Source organism: Corallococcus sp. 4LFB (assembly GCF_046520365.1).
GTDB classification, from domain to species: domain Bacteria; phylum Myxococcota; class Myxococcia; order Myxococcales; family Myxococcaceae; genus Corallococcus; species Corallococcus caeni.
In genome coordinates, this window is sequence record NZ_JBKGHJ010000849.1 from 1 (window position 1) to 2103 (window position 2103).

Consider the following 2103-nt stretch of genomic DNA (forward strand, 5'->3'; position numbering starts at 1 on the left):
CCGGTGGCCTTCGACGCCTCGACGCTGGAGCTGTGGGGCGCGCTGCTGCACGGGGCGAAGCTGGTGCTGGCCCCGCCGCACGCGCTGACGCTGGAGGAGCTGGGCGCGCTGCTGAAGCAGGAGCGCATCAGCACCCTGTGGCTGACGGCGGCGCTGTACGAGCAGATGGCGCTGCATCAGGTGGAGGCGCTGGCCGGAGTGTCGCAGGTGCTGGCGGGCGGTGACGTGTTGCCGGCCCCGCGCGTGCGTGAACACCTGAAGCACCTGCCGGAAGGCGCGGTGCTGGTGAACGGCTACGGCCCGACGGAGAACACGACGTTCTCCACCACGTACACGATGACGGGGCAGACGGCGCTCGACGCCGCGGTGCCCATCGGCAAGCCGATCGGGAACTCGACGGCGTACGTGCTGGACACGCACGGCGCCGCCGCTGGCGTGGGCGTACCCGGTGAGCTGTACGTGGGCGGCGAGGGCCTGGCGTGGGGCTACCTCAACCGCGCGGACCTCACGGCGGAGCGCTTCGTCCCGAACGCCTTCAGCACGCAGCCCGGCGCACGGCTGTACCGCACGGGCGACAAGGCGCGGTGGAAGGAGGACGGCACGCTGGAGTTCCTGGGGCGCACCGACTTCCAGGTGAAGGTGCGTGGCTTCCGCATCGAGCTGGGCGAAATCGAAGCGGTCCTCATCCAGCACCCCGACGTGGCGGAGGCCGCGGTGGTGGTGCGCGGTCTGGACGGGGACAAGCGGTTGGTGGGGTACGGGGTGCCGAAGCCGGGGCGGACGCTCGACGTGGCGGAGCTCCGGGGACACCTGCGGCAGCGGCTGCCGGAGTACATGGTGCCCGCCATCGTGGTGGTGCTGGACGCGTTGCCGCTCAACGCCAATGGGAAGGTGGACCGCAAGGCGCTGCCGGAGCCGCAGGCCCCGCGCTCGGAGAAGGTCCACGAGGCGCCCCGCACGGAGACGGAGGCGAAGCTGGCGGACATCTGGGCGCAGGTGCTGCGCGTGCCCCTGGTGGGCGTGAAGGACCACTTCTTCGAGCTGGGCGGTCACTCGCTGCTGGCAACGCAGGTGGCCTCGCGGATCCGGGCCGTGTTCGGCGTGGAGCTGCCCCTGCGGGAGCTGTTCGAGTCCGCCACCCTGGAGGCCCTGGCGCTGCGCCTGGAGCGCGCCACGCGCTCCGCCGCCCCGCCGCTGGTGCCGTCTCGCGGGAGCAGTCCCTGCCGTTGTCGTTCGCGCAGCAGCGCTGTGGTTCATCGATCAGCTGGAGCCGGGCAGCCCGCTCTACAACGTCCGCTGGCGGTCCGGCTGGAGGGCGGTTGGATGTCGCGGTGCTCCAGCGGGCGCTGGATGAGCTGGTGCGCCGCCACGAGGCGCTGCGCACGACGTTCACCGCGCACGAAGGCACCCCGGTGCAGGTCGTGAATCCGCCGTCGGCGATGCCGCTGGAGGTGGAGGACCTGCGAGGCCTGGAGGCGGGCCTGCGAGAGGACGAGGCCCGCCGCCGCGTGATGGCGCAGGGGCAGCGGCCCTTTGACCTGCTGCGCGGGCCGCTGGTCCGCGCGCAGCTGGTGACGCTGGACGCGCAGGACCACCTGCTCGCGCTCACGATGCACCACGCCATCTCGGATGGCTGGTCATTGGGCGTGCTCGTGCGGGAGATGGGCGCGCTGTATTCGGCGTTCGTGCGGGGGCAGCCGTCGTCCCTGCCGGAGCTGCCCTTGCAGTACGCGGATTACGCGGCCTGGCAGCGCGGCTGGCTTCAGGGGGACGCGCTCGAGCGCGAGGTCGCCTTCTGGAAGGGCCGGCTCGAAGGCGCACCCGCCGCACTGGACCTGCCCACGGACCGACCGCGTCCGGCGATGCGGGGCAACGCGGGCGCGATGCACTTCTTCCAGTGGTCTCCTTCGATGACGCAGCGGCTGCGCGCGCTGGCGCAGCGCGAGGGGGCATCGCTGTACATGGTGCTGCTGGCGGGATGGCAGCTGTTGCTGTCGCGCTACAGCGGCCAGCAGGACCTCAGCGTGGGCTCGCCCATCGCGGGCCGGACGCGGGCGGAGCTGGAAGGGCTCATTGGCTTCTTCGTCAACACGCTGGTGCTGC

The 2103-nt window shown here is 71.9% G+C and carries 1 protein-coding gene and 1 pseudogene; both read left to right on the forward strand.

What is annotated here, in order from left to right; translation table 11 throughout:
* Nucleotides 1-3 precede the first annotated feature (3 nt).
* Nucleotides 4-1095, forward strand: a pseudogene (locus tag ACLEQD_RS41915) (non-ribosomal peptide synthetase); the annotation flags it as partial.
* 131 nt (nt 1096-1226) lie between these two features.
* The coding region (locus tag ACLEQD_RS41920) for a condensation domain-containing protein (RefSeq protein ID WP_410391519.1) at nt 1227-2103 on the forward strand (877 nt) is incomplete at its 3' end.